We start from the raw sequence: 16098 nt of genomic DNA on the forward strand, positions 1-16098 counted from the left end.
CGCGCCTCACGCTGCGCCCGATGATCGGGCGCAGCGGTTTCAACCGCAGATGCGGTTGCGCCCCGCCCGCTTGGCCTCGTACAGCAACGCGTCCGCGCGGCTGACCAGTTTTTCGTGGTGCGACAGGCCGGTGCGTTCGGTGACGCCGGCACTGATCGTCATCGTCCAGCCGGGGGCGAATTCGCTGCAGTCGATCCGCTGCACGCGTTCGCGCAATCGTTCGCAGAGCTGGCGCGCCTCGTCCAGCGGCATGCCTTCGAACAGCACGGCGAATTCCTCGCCACCCCAACGCGCGATGCTGCCGCGGCCTTCGATACCCGCCTGCAGGGCATGCGCCACCGCGACCAGCGCATGGTCGCCGGCGGCATGGGAGTACTGGTCGTTGATGCGCTTGAACTCGTCCACGTCGAACAGCGCGAAGCTCAGCGGTTGCCGAGTGTCCAGCGCGCGATCGAAGGCCTTGGCCAGGCGGTCGTCGAAGCTGCGGCGGTTGCCGATGCCGGTCAACGCATCCTCCAGCGCCATCCGCTCGAAGGCCTCGGATTGTTCCTTGAGCCGCGCCAGCAGGATCGACTTCTCGCGATCGGATTCGATCAGCCGATCGGTCTGTTCGCGCAAGGCGCTGGTGCGCTGGTCGATGACGTCCTCGAGTTCTGTGGCGCGCCTGCGCAGGCTGCCCAGCCGCCAACGATAGATGGCGAACAGCAGCAGCCCCAGCAGCACCGTCGCCAGGGCCAGGAACCAGGCCTGTTGCCACGGCTGCGGCTGGATCTCGATGTCGATGGTGGTGGGACTGCCGCTCCAGTCGCGGCCCAGGGTGGGTGCCGACACGTCGACCAGGAAGCGGTAGCGGCCCGGTCGCAGGTTGGTGTACTGGGCCACGCGCTGGTTGCCGCGTTCGATCCAGTCGGCGTCCACCCCTTCCAAGCGATAGCGGTAACGCAGGAAGCGCGGCATCAGGAAGCTCAACGCCGCGTAGCGGAATTCGAGTTTCTGCGTCCCGGCCGGCAGGCGCAGCAGGCGGTTTTCAGCGGCGACCGGCTGGTCGTTGGCATAGGCCTGTTCGAGGACCACCTGCGGCAACTGGTGGCGGTACGCCTTCAGTCGCCCCGGATTGGTCACCGCCGCGCCGCGCGAGGTCGCCACCCAGATGTTGCCGCGGCTGTCGCGCAACGCCGCCGGCCCCGAACCGCCATTGCACTGCGCGCTGACCAGGCCATCGGCCTCGCCGAAATGGTCGTAGGGCAACTGGGCCAGGCGACCATCGAGCACGGCTTCGGCATCGCTGCGCTTGATCCGCAGCACACCGCGGTTCGAGGTCATCCACAAGTGGCCCAGTTCGTCGTCGACCACGCTGAACAAGGTGTCGACCGGCAGGCCTTCCTTCAGCGCAAGCCCACGCAATACGCCGTTGCGATAGCGCAGCAAGCCACGGTCGGTGGCCAGCCACAAGGTGCCGTCCGCGTCCTCGTGGAAATCGAACACGTCCTGGGCGCCGTTGACCGGGCGCATGTCCAGCGTGCGCACCTTGCCGCCGACGATGTTGGCGGCGCCGTTCGCGGTCCCCACCCACAGGCTGCCGTCGCGGGCGATGTGCAGCGAGATGATGAATTCGCGTGGCAGTCCTTCGGCCAGGCCGTAGGCCTTGAACGCGCCATTGCGCAACCGCGCCAGGCCGCGCGACGTGCCGATCCAGAGCGTGCCGTCGGCTTCCTCGGCGAGGGCACGCACCTGGTTGCTGCCCGGCATGCCGCGCGCATTGTCGTAATGGCCGACGACCTTGCCGTTGCGCATGCGCAGCACGCCGTCGATATAGCTGCCCACCAGCAGCGAACCGTCGCGCGATTCCAGCAAGCTGAGCACCGAATCGCTGGGCAAGCCCTCGGCCGCGCTGTAGGTGGCCTCGATGCGGCCGTCGCGCCAGAGGTTGAGGCCACGGCTGGTGCCGATCCACATGCCGCCGCGCGGTGCCTCGAACAAGGCGCGGACGTAATCGTCGCTCAAGCCCTGGTCGCCGTTCCAGGTGCTGAAGGACGCATCGCTCAGGCGCAGCAGGCCGGCATTGGTGCCGGCCCAGATGCTGCCCTCGCGATCCACCAGCAGCCCGGCGACGCGGTTGTTGGGCAGGCCGCGCACGCTGGTGAAGCGCTCCGCGCCGGATGCCCCCAGGCGCACCAGGCCATTGTTGACGGTGCCTACCCAGAGGTTGCCGGCATTGTCCTTGGCCATGCTCGGCACGCCATCTTCCGGGAGCAGCGGCGATGCGATGGCGAAGCGCTGCCCCTGCATACGATACACACCGCGTTCGGTACCCACGAAGATCGCACCGGTGGCATCCTGGATGAGCCGGAAGATCGGTGCCGCGGGAAGCCCGGCGTCGGCGCGGTAGACCTGGATGCGGTCGTCGTGGAAATGGGCCACGCCGTTCGCGGTCGCGGCCCAGACGCTGCCATCGCGATCCAGCAGCAGGCCGTAGACCACGTCACTGGGCAGGCCGTTGCGTTCATTGAACTGGATCGGCACGTCGCCATCCATGCGGGTGATGCCGGCGCTCTCCGTCGCCACCCACAGGCGCCCCTGCCGGTCCAGCAAGGCATCCATCACCTCTTCCTGGGCCAGCCCGTCCTTTTCCATCCAGGTGCGCCAGCGATCGCCGCGCTTGACCGTCACCCCGCCGCGCGACGTGCCGATGACCACCGCGCCATCGTCGCCGGCGCGCACCGAACGAATGCCGTTGTCCTTCAGTTCCGGGGTGTTGGCGCGATCGAAGACATGGAATTCCAGGCCGTTGTAGCGGACCAGTCCTTCCCAGGTGCCCAGCCACAGGTAGCCGTCGGGCGATTGCGCGATGGCATTGACCTGGTTGTGCGGCAGGCCCTGGCGGGTGGTCCAGGTCTCGCGGTAGAACGCCGACAGCGGCTTGTCCTGCGCAGCCGCGATCAGCGGCAGCAGGCAAGACAGCACCAGCAGGCACGCCAGCGCCTTGCCCCGCCATCCCTGCACAGACGCCATCGGCATCCGCCCCATCCCGACCCCGCTTTACGCCACCGGCAACCCGGACAGCGCCCCCATGTAGCGACGATAGTGCCGCAATTCCTCGATCGAGTCGCGCACGTCGCTGAGCGCGGTATGCGCCGAGGCCTTGCGCACGCCGGCCAGCACCTCCGGCGACCAGCGCCGGGCAAGCTCCTTGACCGTGCTCACGTCCAGGTTGCGGTAGTGGAAGTGGCGTTCCAGCGTCGGCATTAGCCGATGCAGGAAGCGCCGGTCCTGGCAGATCGAGTTGCCACACATCGGCGAGGCACCCGCAGGCACCCACTCGCGCAGGAAATCCAGGGTACGCGCCTCCGCATCGGCCAGCGCCACCCCCTCTTCCAGCACGCGACGCCACAGGCCGGACTTGCCGTGCTGGGTGCGGTTCCAGTCGTCCATCGCCTCCAGCGTGGCCAGCGGATGCGCGATGGCGAATTCCGGGCCGTCTGCAAGGACGTTGAGGTCGCCGTCGGTGACGACGGTGGCGATCTCGAGGATGCCGTCGCGATCCGTGTCGAGGCCGGTCATCTCGAGGTCGATCCAGATCAGTCTGCTGTTGGGTGAATCCGCGCTCATGGGTGCCAGGCTGGTTGCTTGCCGGCATGATACCGGCTGGACAGCACCGCTTCGCCGAACCGGGCCTGGCCGGTAGCGAATCTTTCACCTGCGCCCGTTTAGGATGGCGCTTGTTTCCACCGCGCCCCGTCTTGGGGCGCGCGCATTTCAGGACGCCGATGACACCCGCCACCACCGCAAAAACAGCCGCAGCCGCCCCCCGTGAACTGATCAAGGAGCTCAACGGCGTCGACTGGCTCCAACTGGCAGAGACCTGGGGGCTGAAGCTGTTGGCCGCCGTCGTCATTTTCCTGGTCGGCCGCTGGTTGGCCAGGCGGCTGTCGGTCGGGCTGGACCGGGTCATGGGCCGCGCCGGCGTGGACGTCACCCTGGGCGGGTTCCTGCGCAACATCGCCTACGCGGTCATGCTGGTGCTGGTCCTGATGACCGCACTGACCGCGCTTGGCGTGCCCACCACCTCGATGTTCGCGATCCTTGGCGCAGCCGGCCTTGCGGTGGGCCTGGCGCTGAAGGATTCGCTGTCGAACATCGCCTCCGGGGTGATGCTGATCGTGCTGCGCCCGTTCCGTACCGGCGACCACGTCGTGGCCGCCGGGCAGGAAGGCACCGTGCTGGAGATCCGTGTGTTCCAGACGCGCCTGCGCGCTTTCGACCACCGGGTGATCATCCTGCCGAACAGCGAGATCACCACCGCACCGATCATCAATTTCAGCACCCTGCCGCTGCGGTGCATGGACGTCACCGTGGGCGTCGGTTATGACGATGACCTGCAGAAGGCCCGTGACGTACTGCTGCGCATCGCCGAACAGGAGCCGCTGATCGAGACGGATCCGGCACCGGCGGTGCGCGTGGTCAACCTGGGTGAGAGCAGCGTGGACCTCGTGCTGCAGGCCTTCGCCAAGAACGCCAACTATCTGGATGCGCGCAGCCGGGTCATCGAAGCCGTGCGCAACCAGTTGATCGAACAGGGCTTGAACATCCCCTACCCGCAGCGCGATCTGCATGTCTATCACAGCGATGCCAATGGTCGTCCGATCGCTGACCTGCTGCTGCGTGGCATTGCCGACGACGGCGACCTGCCGGCGAAGACACCGGCCAGCTGACACACGGACGCGCTGCGCGCGCGTTGTCGCATGCACGCCGCCGCGCGGGCATGATGGCCCCTCATCCGGGACACCCATATGCTGCAGAACGCTTCATCCGCCCTTGGCCACTACGCGATCCTCACGGCGATGCTGGCGCCGGCGTTCTTCCTCACCGCCACCGCAGCCTTGCTGGCCGCCGCCAATACACGGCTTGCGCGCGTGGTCGATCGCCTGCGCAGCCTGATCGTCGCCTGGGAGCTGGATGCACCGGATCGCGCCGAGCGCGACGAGCAGATCCTGCGCCATCGCCAGCGTGCGCACCTGGTGCTGCGCGCCTGCCGTCTGCTCTACGGCGGATTCGCCGCCTTTGTCGGCACCAGCCTGGCCTTGGCCATGGATGCCTTCCTCGGTTTCAGGCTGGGCGCGCTACCGACCCTGCTGGCCGTTGTGGGCGTGATGTTCCTGCTGGGCTCCAGCGTGGCGATGTGGCGCGAGGTCAGCCTGGCGGTGAAGAGCTTCGATGCGGAACTGGATCAGGAACTGGCCCGCCGCAGGATCTGAGCCGGCCCCTGCATGCCGCGAGGCCGCAGCTCAGTCCTTGCGTCGCTTGGCCCTGAAGTACTCCGTCAGCATCGGGCCAGCCAGTTCACCCAGCACCCCACCCGTGACCTCGATGCGATGGTTATGTCGCGGGTCGGCCAGCAGGTCGAACACGCTGCCGGCCGCGCCAGTCTTCGGATCGCTGGCCGCGTAAACGACACGCGCCACCCGCGCATGCACCATCGCCATCGCGCACATCGCGCAGGGTTCCAGGGTCACGTAGAGCGTCGCCCCGATCAGGCGATGGTTGCCTAACACTTTGCCGGCCTGGCGCAGCGCCACGATCTCCGCGTGCGCGGATGGATCATGTTCGCTGATGTTGCGGTTCCAGCCTTCGCCGACGAGATTGCCATCGCCATCGACGACCAGCGCACCGACGGGAATTTCATCGTCCTCGTCGCGCGCGCGCGCGGCAAGCGTCAGCGCCTGGTGCATCCAGTGCTGATCGCGCTCAGTCTGCGGCCCAGAATTCACCACGCCCCCTGCCTCCTCGCCCCGGCCCCGCCTATTCGGCGGGGCAATGAAGCGGCCGCGCGCCGGTGGCACGCGAGCAGGTGGTTCGCCCCGGCCCCGCCTACTCGGCGGGGCAATCCCGGCCCCGCCTGCCCGGCGGGGCAATGAACGGACTGCGCGGCATGCCGCGCAAGCAGTCCGTTCATTCCCATTCGATGGTCGCCGGCGGCTTACCGGAGATGTCGTAAACCACCCGCGATACGCCACGCAGTTCGTTGATGATGCGATTGCTCACCGTGCCGAGGAACTCGTACGGCAGGTGCGCCCAGTGCGCGGTCATGAAGTCGATGGTTTCCACCGCGCGCAACGCGATCACCCATTCGTAGGCGCGGGCGTCGCCGACGACGCCCACCGACTTGACCGGCAGGAACACCGCGAATGCCTGGCTGGTGCGGTCGTACAGGCCGGCCTTGCGCAGTTCGTCGATGAAGATGTGGTCGGCCTGGGCCAACAGGTCCGCGTACTCGCGCTTCACTTCGCCGAGCATGCGCACGCCCAGGCCGGGGCCCGGGAAGGGATGCCGGTAGACCATGTCGCGCGGCAGGCCCAGCGCCAGGCCAAGCCGGCGCACCTCGTCCTTGAACAATTCGCGCAAGGGTTCGACGAGGCCGAGCTTCATGTCCTCGGGCAGGCCGCCGACGTTGTGGTGACTCTTGATCACGTGCGCCTTGCCGGTCTTGCTGCCCGCAGACTCGATCACGTCCGGATAGATCGTGCCCTGCGCCAGCCACTTCGCGTTGGCGAGCTTCTGCGATTCCTCGTCGAAGATCTCGACGAACAGGTTGCCGATGACCTTGCGCTTCGCCTCGGGGTCTTCGATGCCCCGCAATTTCTCGAAGTAGCGATCGGCGGCATTCACGCGGACGACCTTGACGCCCATGTGCTGCGCGAACATCGCCATCACCTGGTCGCCTTCCTGCCAGCGCAGCAGGCCGGTGTCGACGAACACGCAGGTCAGCTTGTCGCCGATCGCGCGATGCAGCAGCGCGGCGACCACGGACGAATCGACGCCACCGGACAGGCCCAGGATGACCTCGTCGCCACCGACCTGCTCGCGCACCCGGGCGATCTGGTCTTCGATGATGTTGGCGGCGGTCCACAGCGTCCTGCAGCCGCAGATCTCCACCACGAAGCGGCGAAGCATCAGTTCGCCGGAACTGGTGTGGGTCACTTCCGGGTGGAACTGCACGCCATACCAGCGGCGGGCCTCGTCGGCCATCGCGATGATCGGCACGCTGGAGGTGCGCGCGATCACGTTGAAGCCGGCCGGCAGCGCGGTGACGCGGTCGCCATGGCTCATCCACACATCCAGGCGCGCAGGCGTTCCGGGCTTGTCCTGCAGGCCGTCGAGCAGGGCGCTCGACGTGGTCACTTCGACTTCGGCATAGCCGAACTCGCGATGATGGCCGCCCTCGACCATGCCGCCGTTCTGCATCGCCATCGTCTGCATGCCGTAGCAGATGCCCAGCAACGGCACGCCGGATTCGAAAACCTGTTGCGGCGCGCGCGGGCTGCCGGCTTCAGTGGTCGATTCCGGCCCGCCCGAGAGGATGATGCCGTTCGCGCCGAACGCGGCGATCTCCGCCGGGTCGTGGTCCCAGGCCCAGATCTCGCAGTACACGCCGATCTCGCGGATGCGGCGGGCGATCAGCTGGGTGTATTGCGCGCCGAAATCCAGGATGAGGATCTTGTCGCCGTGGATATCCTGGGTGCTGGTCTGGTTCATCGGTCTTCCGGTGGCGGAAACGAAGAAGGGAAACTCGCGTCTCCCTTCAGTGGTGTGTTCAGGACGCGCGGTAGTTCGGCGGTTCCTTGGTGATCTGCACGTCGTGCACGTGGCTCTCGCGCTGGCCGGCGCCGGTCACCTGCACGAACGACGGCTTCTTGCGCATTTCCTCGATGGTCGCGCACCCCACATAGCCCATCGTCGCGCGCAGGCCGCCGACCAGTTGGTGGACCACGCCACTCAGCGGGCCGCGATACGGCACGCGGCCCTCGATGCCTTCCGGCACCAGCTTGTCGGCGTCGCTGGCGTCCTGGAAATAACGGTCCTTGCTGCCCTTCTCCATCGCGCCCAGCGAACCCATGCCGCGGTAGCTCTTGTAACTGCGGCCCTGGAACAGTTCGGTCTCGCCCGGGCTTTCCTCGGTGCCGGCGAACAGGCCGCCGATCATGACGCTGGACGCGCCTGCCACGATCGCCTTGCCGATGTCGCCCGAGTAGCGGATGCCGCCGTCGGCGATCAGCGGGATGCGGTCCTGCAACGCCTCGGCGACCATCGACACCGCGGTGACCTGCGGCACGCCGACACCGGCGACGATGCGCGTCGTGCAGATCGAACCCGGACCCACGCCGACCTTGACCGCATCCGCGCCGGCATCCATCAGGGCCAGTGCGGCGTCGCCGGTGACAATGTTGCCGCCGACGACCTGCAGCGCCGGGAAGCGCTTCTTGGCCCACGCCACGCGATCGATCACGCCCTGCGAATGACCATGTGCGGTGTCGACGATGACGACATCGACGCCGGCCGCCACCAGCGCTTCGAAGCGCTGCTCGGTATCGCCACCAACGCCGACTGCGGCACCAACCAGCAGGCGTTCGCGGCTGTCGTAGGCGGCATTCGGGTTGTCGGATTTCTTCTGGATGTCCTTGACCGTGATCAGGCCGCGCAGTGCGAACTCGTCGCTGACCACCAGCACCTTCTCGATGCGGTGCTTGTGCAGCAGGCCGATGACCTCGTCGTCGGATGCGCCTTCGCGCACGGTGACCAGACGATCCTTCTTGGTCATGATGTGGTGGACCGGATCGTCGAGTTTCTTCTCGAAGCGCATGTCGCGGCCGGTGACGATGCCGACCAGTTGTCCGTTGTCGACGACCGGCACGCCGGAGATGTTGCGCGCACGGGTCAGGCGCAGGACTTCGCCGATGGTGGTGTCGGGGCCGACGGTGAACGGGTCGCGGATCACGCCCGCCTCGAAGTTCTTCACCCGCGAGACCTGCGCAGCCTGCGCTTCGGCGCTCATGTTCTTGTGGATGATGCTGATGCCGCCGAGCTGGGCCAGGGCAATGGCGAGGCGCGATTCGCTGACGGTGTCCATCGCCGCCGAGACGATCGGCAGGCGCAGCGAGAGGCCTTTGGTCAGGCGGGTCGTCAGGGTGACGTCCTTGGGCAGGATCGTCGAGTGCGCGGGGACGAGCGAGACGTCGTCGTAGGTGAGCGCTTCAGCCTGGATGCGGAGCATGCGGAGTCCGGTGGCTTGTGAAGCGCGCCATTCTAACCGGTTTGGAGGCCCGACGGCTGCGCCACTGGCCGGCGAGGCCTCGCCTTCCCGCCGCTACTTCACCCGGTTTGAAGCATCGGCGAGTTCAGCAGCTTCCAGGGTGTTCTGCATCAGCGTGGCCACGGTCATCGGCCCCACCCCGCCCGGCACCGGGGTGATCCAGCTGGCGCGCGTCGCGGCTTCGGCGAAGCCCACGTCGCCGACGAGGCGACCATCGTCCAGCCGGTTGATGCCGACATCGATCACCACTGCGCCCGGCTTGATCCAGTCGCCGGGAATCAGCCCGGGCCGGCCGACCGCGACCACGAGGATGTCGGCCTCGCCGACATGGCGCTTCAGCACGTCCAGCGGGGTGAACTTGTGGCAGCTGGTCACCGTGCAGCCAGCGATCAGCAGCTCCAGGGCCATCGGCCGGCCGACATGGTTGGACACGCCGACGATGGTCGCGCTCTGCCCGCGCACCGGCCTGTCGGTGTAGGCCAGCAGCGTGGTGATGCCGCGCGGGGTGCACGGCCGCAGGCCGAACTGGCGCAGTGCAAGATGGCCGACATTCTCCGGGTGGAAGCCGTCCACGTCCTTGTCCGGATGGATGCGCTCGATCAGCGCCGTGGCATCGCGGATGCCGGGCAGCGGCAACTGGATCAGGATGCCGTGCACCTGCGGGTCGGCATTGAGGCGATCGACCAGGGCGAGGAGTTCGGCTTCGGTCGTGCCCGCCGGCAGGTCGAAGTCCAGCGCGTCGATGCCGACCTTTTCGGCCGCCCGCCGCTTGTTGCGCACGTAGGACTGGCTGGCGGGATCCTGGCCGACCAGCACCACCGCCAGCCCGGGCCGGGACTTGCCGGCGGCCACGCGGGCGTCGACCTGCGCCTTGAGGGTCAACAAGAGATCGTCGGCGATGCGCTTTCCATCGAGGATCTTGGCGGGCATGCGGTGGCGTTGCGCTACAGTCGGGCGCGCATTATCGCCCACGCAGGCACGTCCATGACCGACACCACCGAACTCGAAGCCGCCACGTTCCGGCGACTGCGCGACCACCTGATGGTCCAGCGGCCCGATGTGCAGAACATCGACCTGATGATCCTGGCCGGGTTCTGCCGCAACTGCCTGGCCGACTGGTACCGCGAGGCCGCCGAGGCCAGCGGCCAGCCGATGACCCGAGACGAGGCACGGGAAGCGGTGTACGGTATGCCCTTCGCTGAATTCAAGGCGCGGCACCAGGCCGAAGCCACGCCGGAGCAGCTCGCCGCCTTCGAGGCGCGGACGCGCTCTTCCTGAGACCGCCGTCGGCCGGCAGCGAGACCCTACAGGGGGCCACATGGCGATGATCCAGGGCGAATGTCCCAAGTGCGGCAAGCGCGTCTTGCACGTCAACATCGAGAACGTCGTCGGCGTGGCCGATGGCAGCACCAACGCGCGCTGCCTGAGCTACAGCTGCATCCACTGCCACGTCGTGCTGGGCGTGCAGGTCGACCACCGCGCCAAGCCGCGGTCGCGCGCCAAGCCGGCGGCGACCACGTCCTGATCCCTCATTCCGATCCCTGCAGCTGCCCCTGGGATTGCGGCTGCAGGGACGGCTGGCCGGGTGCCGGGCAACGCGGCACGCCGGAACCGACCACGCAATTCACGCAGCAGGTTTGCGGCACCGCCTGGTTGGGCATGTAGGTCGGTGGCTGCACCGGGCCGATCAGGGCCAGTTCCGCCTGCGACTTCAACTTGAGCAGCACCGCCCAGTCCTGGCGGTTGAAGTTGCAGGCCGCCTGCGTGTCCGGCGAACACTCGACATCGCCCTCGGTGCGCTGCGGCACGCCCCACAACTGGCCGCTCGCATTGAGGTTGAACTGGCGCATCGTGACCGCCTGCTGCACGTTGCCGCCGATCGCGTAAGCCTTGCCATCACCGCCCGGATTGGCCGCGACCACCGCATCGCAATGCATGGCCAGGCCACTGGTGCCGCCGTCGATGGTGTCGGCCAGGCCGCGAAACCCGTACACGCGGTTGGTCCGCACGTAGCACAGCAGGTCGCCGACCGCGGGCGCGGTGGCCATCGGATCCAGGAACAGGTACGGACTGCGTGCGGGATTGCTGCGCGCCGCGCGCACGTAATCGAAATGGCTGGCCGAACTCACGAAGCCGGGCACGCCGGCGCGTTGCATCACCCAGGTGATGAAGGCCGCCGACCACGGGTTGTCGACCACGAAGCCGCGGCAACCCAGTCCCGGATAGCTGCTGTTGATCGCATAGTTGCAGTCGGTCGCACCGGATTTGCTCGCCATCGGCGACAGCAGGCCGGTGGACTGCCAGTAGAACGCGACACGACGCCAGGGCGAGCCGCCATCCTGCAGGCCGCGACTTTCGGCCTCGTACACTGCGCTGCTGGCCAGGCGGCCGTCGGCATCGATGAAGGGGCGGTTCCAGCGCAGGTGCTCGTCGCAGGCGATCGCCGCGATGCGAATCGCGACCTCGGCGTCGCCTTGGCGGCCACGCAGCGCGGGACATTGGTCCGCGGCCATCGCCCACCCCGAGGACAACAACAGCGCCGCTGCAACCAGCCATCGCCACCTGCGCGACGCCATCCCGGCCCGCTTCGTCTCCACCACCATCAAACCTCGCCTCCGGCGCAGAACGCCGCGTAATCGACATAACCAGGGGAAGCGCGATCCGGCGCACAGACCGGACAGGCCGGATCCGGCAGCAACCGGGTTTCGCGGAAACGCATCGCCAGTGCATCGAACTGCAGCAGGCGTCCACGCAAGGGTTCACCGATGCCGAGCAGCAACTTGATCGCCTCGGTGGCCTGCAGCAGGCCGATCACGCCAGGCAGCACGCCCAGCACGCCAGCCTGGGCGCAATTCGGCGCGGATTCCGGCGAAGGCGGCTCCGGGAACAGGCAGCGATAGCACGGCGCGACACCACGATGGCGACCGGCATCGAACACGCTGGCCTGCCCTTCGAAGCGATGCACCGCTCCGTAGACCAGCGGCTTGCCCAGCTTCACGCAGGCGTCGTTGAGCAGGTAGCGCGCGGGAAAATTGTCGGCACCGTCGACCACCACGTCGATGCCGTCGAGCAGGCGTTCGACATTGTCGGACGTGATGCGCTCGCGGATGGCCTCGACCGTGGTGCGCGGATTCAGCGCGGAGAGTGCGATGGCGGCGGACTCCACCTTGGGCGTGCCGATGCGCGCGTCGGTGTGCAGGATCTGCCGTTGCAGGTTGCTGCGATCCACCACGTCGTCGTCGGCGATGCGCAGCATGCCGATGCCGGCCGCAGCGAGGTAATACGCCGCGGGCGAGCCCAGCCCGCCCGCACCGACCAGCAGCACGCGCGAGGCCTCGAGCGTCTTCTGGCCTTGCAGCCCGACATCGGGCAGGCGCAGATGGCGCGAATAGCGCTCGCTGAAATCGGCATCGACATCGGCGCGTTGCATCGGCAGGCCGGCGGCATCCCACGCATCGGTGCCGCCTTCGACGGAGGAAAGGTTGCGATAACCGCGCGCGATGAGGATCTCCGCGACCTGAAGAGAACGCGCGCCCCGCTGGCAGATCAACAGGATCTCGGCATCGAGATCCGGAAGATATGTAGCGGAATCGGCCTGCAGATCTTCGCGGACGATGCCCAGCGCGTGGTCTGCCATGCCCAATGCACGTTCATGCGCCGCGCGTACATCGACCAGCAATGCGCCGGCGCGCTGGCGCGCGTGTGCGTCGTTCGGACTCAGGAGGCGGATCTGCATGCCGCGATTATCGCCGATCAATACGTGAGCACTTCGACGAGATCGCCTTGCGCCAGCGATCGCGCGCCTTCCGCGAGCACGAGCAAGGCATCCGCATCCGCCGCAGCACGCAGGCGATGCGAACCAGTCGCAGCGTTCGGAGTGACCCATTGCGTACCGGTATCGTCGACCTGCAGTGTCCCGCGCACGAATTCGCGGCGTGGATGCATTTTCTCGATGCCGGATTGCAAACGTGCGAAGCGACTTGGGCGATCTGCCCTGCCCTGCATCCCATCGATCAGGACGCGACCCAAGGTCAGGAACGTCGCGAGCACCGAGACCGGGTTGCCCGGCAGCCCCAGGAACTGCGCCTGCCCCAGGCTGCCCGCCAGCAGCGGCATGCCCGGCTTCATCCGCACTTTCCAGAAATGCACGCAGCCATGCGCCTGCAGCAGTGCGGGGATATGGTCCTTCTCCCCTGCCGACACCGCGCCGCAGGTGATCACCACGTCGAAGCTCGATGCAGCGTCCTGCAGCATCGACGCGATGCGCTCTGGTTCGTCGGGAAGGGTCGGCCACGCGACAGGCTCCAGTCCTTCCGCGCGCAGCAAACCCATCAGCAGTTCGCGGTTGCTGTTGTAGATCTCGCCGGGCTGCAGCGGCATGCCCGGCTCGATCAGTTCATCGCCGGTGGTGAACACCGCCACCGTGGGCCTGGCCGACACCGGCAATCGCTCGACGCCCAGCGACGCCGCCAACGACACCTGCACCGCATTGAGCCGGGTCCCGGCGCGCAGCACCGGATCGCCGGGCAGCGCATCCTCGCCGGCCTTGCGCACGTTGGCGCCCTGGCGAATGCCGGCACGCATCGTCACCGCATCGCCATCGATCTGCGTGTCCTCGCGCATCACCACGGTGTCCGCGCCAGCGGGCATCGGCGCACCGGTGGTGATGCGCACGCATTCGCCAGCACCGACATGCAGGCCAAGCGCGCGACCGGCGAACTGCTCGCCGACCAGCGCCAGCGACGCCGTTCCGGCAGCGCACAGGTCGGCATGGCGGCAGGCGTAGCCATCCATCGCGCTGTTGTCGAACGGCTGTAGCGCGATCGGCGCGACGATGTCCCCTGCCAGTACGCGGCCGTGTGCACGCGCCAATGCGACGTGTTCCACCGGGAGGCGATGCGTCGCCGCGACCTGGCGCAGGATTTCGCGCGCTTCGTCGAACAGGATGGATGTGGCGAATTCAGTCATCGGCATAGCCTGCCAGACGCAGGTCCTCGGGCGTGTTGAGGTTGCCGAAGCGCAGGCCTGCGAAGCGCGCGCGCGGCAACGGGATCCGTGCCTGCATCGCCTGGATCGAGAAGTCGTTCGTCGCGATGGTGGCGTCCACGGCGTCGCGCAGCAGCTCCACGCGATAGAACGCGACGAGCGGCTGCAGGCCGTCATCGTCCTCGGCCACCGCACCCTCGCCGCCCGCGCTCGCCAGCGTGCGCAGCAGGCAGTCGCTGGTGTTGACGACATCCACGGGAATCGTCAACAGCCATGGGGTTGCGCACGCCGAAGCCAGTGCGTCGAGGCCGCCCAGCGGACCGATGTCGAAGACGCGATCCTCGACGGCGAGCAGGCCATGCGCCGCATATCGATGCAGGTCGCGATTCGCGCTGACCAGCGTCGCGCCGCATTCGCCGTCGAAACGCCGCGCGATGCGCAGCACCTGGGCAATGCCGTCGCGTTGCAGCCAGGCCTTGTCGCGCCCGCCGAGCCGGCTGCCGCGACCGCCGGCCAGGATGCCCAGCGTGACGTCGCCGTGCAGCATCATCGAGGGTTACTTGGCGCGCTTCACGCGACGGATCAGGCGCTGCTTCTTCGCGACCTGGCGATCGGTCAGCACGTTCTTCTTGTCCTTGTACGGATTCTCGCCTTCGCGGAACAGGAAGCGGATCGGCGTGCCGACCAGCTTGAAGCGCTTGCGGAAGAAATTCTCCAGGTAGCGCTGGTAGGTGTTCGATAGCGACTTCAGCCGCGTGCCGTGCACGATGAACGTCGGCGGACTTTCCGCCCCCGGATGGGCGAAGCGCATCTTCGGAACATGGCCACGCACCACCGGCGGCGGGTTAGCCTCGTAGGCCGCTTCGATCGCGCGGGTGACATCGGCAGTGCTGAACACCTTGGTCGCCGAAGCGTGTGCGCGGTGGATCGCACGGAACAGCTCGCGCAGGCCGGAGCCGTGCAACGCAGAGATGCGCACGTTCTCGGCCCATTCCACGAAACTCAGCTTGCGCGACACCAGTGTCTCCGCCTGCTGGCGCTCGTAGTCGGTGCGGCCGTCCCACTTGTTGATGGCGATGACCAGTGCCTTGCCGGCATCCAGCACCGCACCGAGCACGGTGGCGTCCTGGTCGGTCACGCCTTCGCTGGCATCCAGCATCAGCACCGCGACCTGGCACTGCTCGATCGCCGCCAGGGTCTTGAACACCGAGAATTTCTCGACCGCCTCCTCGACCTTGGCCCGGCGACGCAGGCCAGCGGTGTCGATCAGCCGGTACTTGCGGCCCTCGCGCTCCAGGTCCACCGCGATCGAATCGCGGGTGGTGCCCGGCACTTCCGAGGCGATCATCCGCTCCTCGCCCAGGATGCGGTTGACCAGGGTCGACTTGCCCACGTTGGGACGGCCGACGAAGGCGATCCGCACGCGCTTGGGGTCTTCGTCGAGGGTTTCCGTCGTGCCTTCCTGCGGAAGCTGCTTCGCCGCCGTCGCCAGCAACTCGTCGATGCCGGTGCGATGCGCGGACGACACCGGCAGTGCATCGCCGAAACCGTAGCGGGCGAATTCGGACATCGCCGCCTGCAGGTCGATGCCGTCGGACTTGTTGACCACCAGCAGGGTCGGCTTGGACAGCTTGCGCAGCCAGCGCAGGATGTCGTCGTCCAGCGCCGAGGCGCCTTCGCGGCCATCGACGATGAACAGGATCAGGTCGGCTTCTTCCGCCGCGGCGCGCGACTGGCGCGCGGTGGCGCCGGCCAGGCCTTCGTCCTCGCCGGCGATGCCGCCGGTATCGACCAGCACGAACGGGCGGCCTTCGACCAGCCGGCAGACGCCGTAGTTGCGGTCGCGGGTCACCCCCGGCTCGTCATGCACCAGCGCGTCGCGGGTACGCGTCAGCGCGTTGAACAGGGTGGACTTGCCAACATTGGGGCGCCCGACGAGGGCGACGAGGGGAAGCATGGATCAACCTTTCCGCGCGGCGCGGATTGCAGTCACGTGGAACGTGTCGTTCGGGACGTACCGTCCT

At 67.5% G+C, this 16098-nt stretch carries 15 protein-coding genes; 4 read left to right on the plus strand and 11 right to left on the minus strand.

Annotated elements, in window-relative coordinates:
* Nucleotides 1–39: 39 nt before the first annotated feature.
* Nucleotides 40–3018: a two-component regulator propeller domain-containing protein gene (locus ACE3T8_RS03065; RefSeq protein ID WP_374606694.1), complete on the minus strand. Its 2979-nt coding sequence runs from the start codon at nt 3016–3018 to the stop codon at nt 40–42.
* A gap of 21 nt (nt 3019–3039) precedes the next feature.
* Nucleotides 3040–3609 (minus strand): oligoribonuclease, encoded by a 570-nt coding sequence (orn, locus tag ACE3T8_RS03070; RefSeq protein ID WP_374606696.1) that lies wholly within the window; start codon nt 3607–3609, stop codon nt 3040–3042.
* Nucleotides 3610–3767: 158 nt separating this feature from the next.
* On the opposite strand from orn, the gene ACE3T8_RS03075 reads away from it, so the two are divergent.
* Both ACE3T8_RS03075 and ACE3T8_RS03080 read left to right on the plus strand, forming a co-directional pair.
* The gene (locus ACE3T8_RS03075) at nt 3768–4712 is read left to right on the plus strand and encodes a mechanosensitive ion channel family protein (RefSeq protein ID WP_374606698.1); all 945 of its coding nucleotides are present in this window, start codon (nt 3768–3770) and stop codon (nt 4710–4712) included.
* Nucleotides 4713–4790: 78 nt separating this feature from the next.
* Nucleotides 4791–5255, plus strand: coding sequence for a DUF2721 domain-containing protein (locus ACE3T8_RS03080; protein ID WP_237049649.1), 465 nt, complete (start codon nt 4791–4793; stop codon nt 5253–5255).
* Nucleotides 5256–5285: 30 nt separating this feature from the next.
* Here the strand turns inward: ACE3T8_RS03080 and tadA are convergent, their stop codons facing one another.
* The 4 genes from tadA to folD form a co-directional block, all read right to left on the minus strand.
* Entirely contained in the window at nt 5286–5771 is a 486-nt protein-coding gene (gene tadA / locus ACE3T8_RS03085) for a tRNA adenosine(34) deaminase TadA (RefSeq protein ID WP_374606700.1), read from the minus strand.
* Nucleotides 5772–5949: 178 nt separating this feature from the next.
* Complete coding sequence (gene guaA, locus ACE3T8_RS03090; RefSeq protein ID WP_374606702.1) at nt 5950–7533, minus strand: glutamine-hydrolyzing GMP synthase; 1584 nt, start codon at nt 7531–7533, stop codon at nt 5950–5952.
* A 58-nt stretch (nt 7534–7591) separates the two neighbouring features.
* Nucleotides 7592–9049: an IMP dehydrogenase gene (guaB, locus tag ACE3T8_RS03095; RefSeq protein ID WP_374606704.1), complete on the minus strand. Its 1458-nt coding sequence runs from the start codon at nt 9047–9049 to the stop codon at nt 7592–7594.
* 93 nt (nt 9050–9142) lie between these two features.
* The gene (gene folD / locus ACE3T8_RS03100) at nt 9143–10018 is read right to left on the minus strand and encodes a bifunctional methylenetetrahydrofolate dehydrogenase/methenyltetrahydrofolate cyclohydrolase FolD (protein WP_374606705.1); all 876 of its coding nucleotides are present in this window, start codon (nt 10016–10018) and stop codon (nt 9143–9145) included.
* 54 nt (nt 10019–10072) lie between these two features.
* Here folD and ACE3T8_RS03105 point away from each other — a divergent pair, with 54 nt between their 5' ends.
* Together ACE3T8_RS03105 and ACE3T8_RS03110 are read left to right on the plus strand one after the other, a co-directional pair.
* Nucleotides 10073–10366: a DUF1244 domain-containing protein gene (locus tag ACE3T8_RS03105; RefSeq protein ID WP_374606707.1), complete on the plus strand. Its 294-nt coding sequence runs from the start codon at nt 10073–10075 to the stop codon at nt 10364–10366.
* Nucleotides 10367–10406: 40 nt separating this feature from the next.
* Nucleotides 10407–10613 carry a hypothetical protein gene (locus ACE3T8_RS03110; RefSeq protein WP_374606709.1) on the plus strand — a complete coding sequence of 69 codons (207 nt, stop codon included), beginning with the start codon at nt 10407–10409 and terminating at the stop codon, nt 10611–10613.
* Between the two features lie 4 nt (nt 10614–10617).
* On the opposite strand, the gene ACE3T8_RS03115 is transcribed toward ACE3T8_RS03110, so the two are convergent.
* From ACE3T8_RS03115 to der, 5 genes are read right to left on the minus strand one after another with little or no spacing between them, the layout of a single operon-like run.
* Nucleotides 10618–11664: a DUF2272 domain-containing protein gene (locus tag ACE3T8_RS03115; RefSeq protein WP_374606710.1), complete on the minus strand. Its 1047-nt coding sequence runs from the start codon at nt 11662–11664 to the stop codon at nt 10618–10620.
* Between the two features lie 26 nt (nt 11665–11690).
* Entirely contained in the window at nt 11691–12824 is a 1134-nt protein-coding gene (gene moeB / locus ACE3T8_RS03120; RefSeq protein ID WP_374606712.1) for a molybdopterin-synthase adenylyltransferase MoeB, read from the minus strand.
* 17 nt (nt 12825–12841) lie between these two features.
* Nucleotides 12842–14056 carry a gephyrin-like molybdotransferase Glp gene (gene glp / locus ACE3T8_RS03125; RefSeq protein ID WP_374606714.1) on the minus strand — a complete coding sequence of 405 codons (1215 nt, stop codon included), beginning with the start codon at nt 14054–14056 and terminating at the stop codon, nt 12842–12844.
* Complete coding sequence (locus ACE3T8_RS03130; protein ID WP_374606716.1) at nt 14049–14624, minus strand: molybdenum cofactor guanylyltransferase; 576 nt, start codon at nt 14622–14624, stop codon at nt 14049–14051. Before ACE3T8_RS03130 ends, glp begins: the two co-directional genes overlap by 8 nt.
* A 6-nt stretch (nt 14625–14630) precedes the next feature.
* Nucleotides 14631–16031, minus strand: a complete 1401-nt coding sequence (der, locus tag ACE3T8_RS03135; RefSeq protein WP_374606717.1) for a ribosome biogenesis GTPase Der — start codon at nt 16029–16031, stop codon at nt 14631–14633.
* Between the last annotated feature and the right edge of the window lie 67 nt (nt 16032–16098).

Source organism: Thermomonas sp. (assembly GCF_041919455.1).
Classification (GTDB): Bacteria; Pseudomonadota; Gammaproteobacteria; order Xanthomonadales; family Xanthomonadaceae; genus Thermomonas.